Genomic DNA, 5,921 nt, shown 5'->3' on the forward strand with positions numbered 1-5,921 from the left:
GGTTGAGCGCATCCTCCGCCGCAACCCAGGAAATCATGGCGCACTTGACCCGGGCGGCGTACCGCGCCACTCCCTCGAATGCCGCGGCATCACCGAGAATTTCCGGGTCGGCAGGTATTTTGCCCCGGGACCGGAGGACCTCGCGGAAGTTGTCTATTACCTCGTGCATTTCCGCAACTGTCATTCCCTCTGCCAGGTCCGTGAGGACCGAGGCGGACGCCATGGAAATGGAGCAGCCCGCGCCGTCCCAGGCAATCTGTGCCACTTTGCCGTCAGCGACGGCCAGGCGCAGGGTTACCTCGTCGCCACAGACGGGGTTGAGCTGGTGTGACTGCCCCGTGGTCGCGCCGTCCGGCGCCTCCGTCCCGGCCAGGCCGCTGCCGTGGCGGGCTTTGGAATGGTCCAGGATGATCTGCTGGTACAGGTGGTCAAGGCTCATGTCATACCTTCGATGTGCGTCTGCGTTTGATGGATTAGGCGCGGAAGTAGGCGCGCACGCCCGCGACGGCATCCAGGAACTGGTCCACGTCGTCGGTGGTGTTGTACAGGTAAGCGCTGGCCCTGGTGGTGGCCGTCAACCCCAGCCGGCGGTGCAGCGGCTGGGCGCAGTGGTGCCCAACACGCACGGCGATACCCCGCGAATCGAGGAACTGGCCAACGTCATGGGCATGCACTCCTTCGACGTCGAACGCGGCGAGCCCTATCCGGTCCAGGCCCGCGGCGGGACCGAGGACCCGGATTCCCGGAATGGACTCCAGCCCGGTGATCATCCGTTGGCCGAGCTCAGCCTCCCAGCGGTGGATCCGGTCCAGCCCCGTTTCCGTCAGGTAATTCACTGCAGCCCCCAACGCCACAGCCTGGGAAATACGCTGGGTACCGGCCTCAAAGCGCTGGGGTGCGGGGAGGTAGTCGGCGCGCTCCATAGTCACCGTGGTAATCATGGACCCGCCCGTCAGGAACGGCGGCAGGATGTCCAGGACATCCTGTTTTCCGTAAAGTGCGCCGATTCCCGTGGGGGCGAGCATCTTGTGGCCGGAAAAGACAGCGAAGTCAATGTCCAGCTCTTTGACGTCCAAGGGCATATGGGGTGCGGACTGGCAGGCGTCCAGGACCACCAGCGCGCCGGCGTCCCGGCCCAGGGCGACCAGTTCGCGGACGGGGTTGATGGTGCCCAGGACGTTGGAGGCGTGCGTGAAGGCCAGCACCTTTGTCCGGGCGCCGATGATGTCCGGGGCCAGGTCCATGCGGAGGCTGCCGGCGTCATCCACCGGGATGTAGCGCAGGGCCGCCCCGGTACGGAAGGCAAGTTCCTGCCACGGGATGAGGTTTGCGTGGTGCTCCATCTCCGTCACCACGATCTCGTCACCCGGGTTCAGCGCCAGGTCCTTCAGCCGGGCGTCGCCCCGCCCCTGGGCTGCCCAGAGGCCTGCGTTGGACAGCGCATAGCTGAGCAGGTTGAGGCCCTCAGTGGCGTTGGAAGTCCAAAGGATTTCGGAGTAGTCAGCGCCCACGAAGTCGGCCACGGTCTGCCGGGCATCCTCGAATGCTTCGGTGGCCTCAACCGCAAGGTGGTGGGCGCCCCGGTGCACGGCAGCATTGCGCTGCTCGTAGAATTCCTGCTCGGCTTCGATGACGCTCAGCGGATTTTGCGACGTGGCGCCGGAGTCCAGATAGATCAGCGGGCGTCCATTGACCAGTTGATTCAGGACCGGGAAGTCGTTGCGGATGCGCTGGACTTCTGCGTTATCCATGACGGGCAAGGCGCGTTCCAGTGTGGCTGGCGTTGATACTACGGCCAAAACTAACTCCTCGAGATGCCAACGGATGACACTCAATTGTCCCACAGCACGGCTGTGGCGGCCGCCCGGAGGGGCAGCCGCCACAGTCGCTCCGGGCTTCAGCCCGCGGATTGGGAGGGCCGGCGGCGGCTGGGGGGAGAGCCTCGGTCTCAGAAGACTCTGACGCCGCCGGCCCCGTCCGGCCCGGTCCCGAAAAGGACCGGAAGTTTGTCAGGACGGAGGAGCCTAGTTCTGCTGTTGGCAACTCTTGCGAGTTCTTTTTGTGCCGGTTCCTGTTGCCTCTTTAAGTAAATACTCCAGCGCCACCCTGCGCACGAGTAGGGTGTACTCGAATTCACTCTCCCCCGCCTACCGGGGCCGCCTGCAGTACCCGCATTCCGGCGCTGGCAGCCGGGCGAGGGGCTGAAGCAACCAGTAGCCCCGCGGCTGGGGCGGACAGAATGTCCAGGCCGAAGTTGTGCAGGCGGAAGTTGTGCAGGCGAAAGGTGTTGTGCAGCGCCTATTTGGGGAGCGCCGACTCCAGCTCGTCGCGGCTGCGTACACCCAGCTTTACGTACGTTCGGTACAGGTGCCCCTCCACCGTGCGTACGGAGACCATCAGCCGTTGGGCAATTTCCCGGTCGGTGAGGCCCTGCACGGCCAATCCCACAATGTCCTGCTCGCGGCGGGTGAGGTGGACGGCGGGAGCCGCAGCAATGAAGCGCCCTTCCCTGAACCGCTCCCCCAGTTCGTGGTCGCATTTCTCGCGCAGCGCCACTGCCTGCCTGGACCGCCGGCGTTCTCCGGCCTGCTCCAGAAGGGTACTCGCGCGGGCATAGGCCTCCCGCGCGAGGTTCACAAAGCCTGATTCCTCCAGGGAGTTTGCCGTGTCCATCAGGGTATCCCCGTCAGCTGCTTCCCAACTGGTCGCCAGCGTCAGCATCGCTTGGGCGTACCGTCCTTCTACCGCCTCTGCGACCGATTGCACCATGGGGATGACCGAAGGGTCACCCAGGTCCCAACAGATGGACAGGATTTCGAGCAGGGTTCCGGCTCTCGCGGTGGCGTCATGCCTGGTGGCGAGGGTATGGAGCGTTGCCAGCCCCTTGCCGTCCCGCGACAGATATTCGGACGCAGCAGCACCGTATGCGGAAGCCAACAGCTCGTGGGCAGGACCGCCAGCCACGGCGTCGGTGAAGTCCTGTTCAAGGCGCTTGGCCTGAGCTGCATCCCCCAGCCTTGCCGCCGCGTAAAAGCCCAGGGAAGACCCGAAGCGGAACAACTGCAGCGGATCATTCAACCTCAGGGCCTCCACGGCCGGCAGCAGCACCTGGTACGCCCGTTCCATCCTGCCTTGCCGCAGAAGTGAGTAGCCACGAAGCACCTGCAGGCTTCCGTTGAAGGTGGCGACTCCTGCCGCATGTCCGGCCGCGTAATTGTCGAGTTCGCGCTCGGCCGACTCCCATTCACCCATCGCCAGGTAATCGGTCACCAGCCGGCCCAGCACGAACTCGGTGAAAAAGAACAGACTGTCCTCCAGCGGAGGTAATTCCGAGGCGGCCAGGAGAGCCGATTCCAGCCCCTCGCCGGCGCGGCCGGCTGCAGCAAGGGCATGGGCAAGAAGCGCCTCACCAAGCGCCCTGGCGGGTTCGCTTCCGTCCTCCGCGGAGGACGCGTTCCGAATCTCCCGGACCTCAGTGGCAAGAGCCCCGGCATCCACAGCCGCGCCGAGCTGCAGGAGGTGCAGGACCTGCAGGAGCCGGTCCGTCCGTTTCTGGTCCCCGTCAGCAGCCTGTTGGCCCTTGACATCGTCGGCCAGTGCGTTCAAGGACTGTCCGGTGGCTTGGTGGGCGGCTACGCGGAGCAGGAGGACAGCGGGTCCCTCCGGGTCATTTGAAAGCTGACTCCAGCACGCATCAAGCAGGTGGGCGGCCTGATCATAGACGCCCTCGTTGTAGAGGGCCCGTGCCTGGATTGCCTTGGCCAACGGAACCAGCGCAGGGTCTTGGATCTTGGCTGCGATGGAGCGTGCGCTTACATTGCGGAACCTCTTCAGGGCCTCACGGGCAGCGTCGAGCATCTCGGGGTCCGATACCCGCAGCCCACACTCAAGAGCCCACTCCACGGACCGGAGCTTGCCCTCTCCCCGCAGGACCGTGCCGTTCTGGTGGACCCGAATTTTCTCGAGCAGCTGCAGGCTGCGCGACACCGAGAGGGTGTTTCGGAGGGCGCTGGCGAAGAGCGCATTCCACATGGACAGTTCAGCCGGCACTCCGGAACTCTCGATGATCATCTGCTGGTCCAGGAGCGAGCGGACTACGGCGGCCCCGCTGATGTCCTCGATCACCTTCCGGCCCAACGGCCCGGCAAGGGCGATGAGCTTCAGGGCCTCCTGTTCCTCCGGAGTCCGCCTGATGTGGTCCTTGATCACCACGGTCGTGAGCTGACCGCCGTCGGCGGGTAATGGCCCGAGTAACATCCATATGCCGTTCCGCTTGGCCAGGACACCGGTTTCGGCTGCGTCGTGCAGCAATGCGTCGAGAATGCGGGGATTGCCGCCTGAGGCAGTCCACACTGATTCCACCGTGGCTGCCGGAACCGTTCCATCAAGGACATGGGCCAGAACCTCCTCAATCTGTTCCCGGTTCAGGGGCCGAAGGTCAACCCGCTCGGCCAGGCCGTCGTACCAGAGCTGGTCCAGCGGCTGCGGGAGGCCTGGCCGGGGCCGGGCAGCAGCCACCACTGTTGCCCAACCGGCTGCAATCAGGTCGGCCAGTACCCCGGCTGAGGAGTCGTCCAAGTGGTGGGCATCATCCACTACCAGCAGAACGCGTGCGCCCTGGTCTCCCTTCAGCTTCTCGAAGTACTTCCACATGGAACGCAGGACCGCAACGGGTGACACCGACTCTTCGGCGGTCAGCTCTCCGGTATAGGGAGTCAACACGCCGAATGGTACAGCGGCCAAGGCGGAACTGCCGTGGATCTGCAGGATATTGAGCTCCCCGGAAAGCCGTTCCCTAACCGCTTCCGTCAGGGACGTCTTACCGATCCCGGGCCCTGCCATCACAAAAACGGCACGGCTGGTCCCGTTCCGGACAATGTTGCAGATCCGCTCCAGGGGCTCGCGCCTTCCGGCGACGGAGTGCAGGGCTGGTGCCGGTTTGTGGCCGTTAGACGAGTCCAGTCAGATCACCCCTGGAAGTTACGCCGAGCTTGGTGAAGACCTGGTACAGGTGGCCTTCCACGGTGCGGACAGACACACCCATCTCCAGGGCTATTTCACGGTTGGACGCCCCCCGGCCGGCCAGCCGTGCAATCTGGCGCTCCCTGGCGGTCAGCAAAGGGCTCCCACTGCTGGGCACGATGGGAAGATTCGTCACAGTGGCAGCCAGGATGTCCAGGCGAGCTTGGGCGGTACGGGCGGAAATGGTATCTCCGTCCTGCCGGGCGAAGTCCACGGCCAAGGCCATGCAGCGGGCCTCCACGGTATCCAGTTCGAGGGTGGCCGCGATTTCCCCTGCTGCGAGGAGGGCCTTGGCATCTTTGGTCCGGCTACCCACTGCCAACAGCCGCGCAACTTCCGCCAGCGGTCCCTGCCGGTGATCCGAAATTTCCTCCAAAAGGCGGAAGTCAGCATCGCTGCCGTTCACCGTGGCTGCCAGCAGGCTGATCCCGGCGAGTGTGTAGAGACCTGCCCCCATGCTCCGCCGGGCGGACTGCTTCAAGCCCGCGGCCGACTCGGAGTCGCCCAGCCAGCGCCCAGCCACAAGGGCGCAGAACTCGACGATGCTCTCCCTTGAAAAACTCGATCTGCCCTGTGTCCGCTGGAGTTTGGCCAGGAACTTGCGTGCCTGGGCAGCGTTGCCCGTCTGCGCATGGGCCAGTGCCGTTGCTGCGTAGGCACAGCGTAAAGCACTCTGAATCGGCTGGAGCTCAAGCTGCGCCACCGCCGAAATCAGGGGGTCCAGGGCAGCGCCTCCCCGGCCGGAATAGACGTAGGCGAGCCCGACGGCGAGTTCAGTGGCGGCGCTCCGGTAGGGGAGCCTGCCATACTCACCGCTATCATGTGGACCCACAAGGTCGATGCAGCGCCGCCACTGCCCGGCCGTCAGCAACACCAGGTAGGCCTCCCTGGTGTACTGC

At 64.9% G+C, this 5,921-nt stretch carries 4 protein-coding genes; all 4 read right to left on the reverse strand.

Annotated features, from left to right (window positions below):
- Positions 1-439, reverse strand: a 439-nt coding sequence (sufU, locus tag AC5RWX_RS29285) for a Fe-S cluster assembly sulfur transfer protein SufU (protein WP_494099743.1), incomplete at its 3' end; no start/stop codon positions are given.
- Positions 440-473: 34 nt separating this feature from the next.
- On the reverse strand, positions 474-1,799 hold the full coding sequence (locus AC5RWX_RS29290; protein ID WP_494099744.1) for a cysteine desulfurase: 1,326 nt from the start codon (positions 1,797-1,799) through the stop codon (positions 474-476).
- 499 nt (positions 1,800-2,298) lie between these two features.
- Complete coding sequence (locus AC5RWX_RS29295) at positions 2,299-4,896, reverse strand: LuxR C-terminal-related transcriptional regulator (protein WP_494099746.1); 2,598 nt, start codon at positions 4,894-4,896, stop codon at positions 2,299-2,301.
- Positions 4,897-4,948: 52 nt separating this feature from the next.
- Positions 4,949-5,921, reverse strand: a 973-nt coding sequence (locus tag AC5RWX_RS29300) for a LuxR family transcriptional regulator (protein ID WP_494099745.1), incomplete at its 5' end; no start/stop codon positions are given.

The organism is Arthrobacter sp. SPT-J7 (genome assembly GCF_059089965.1).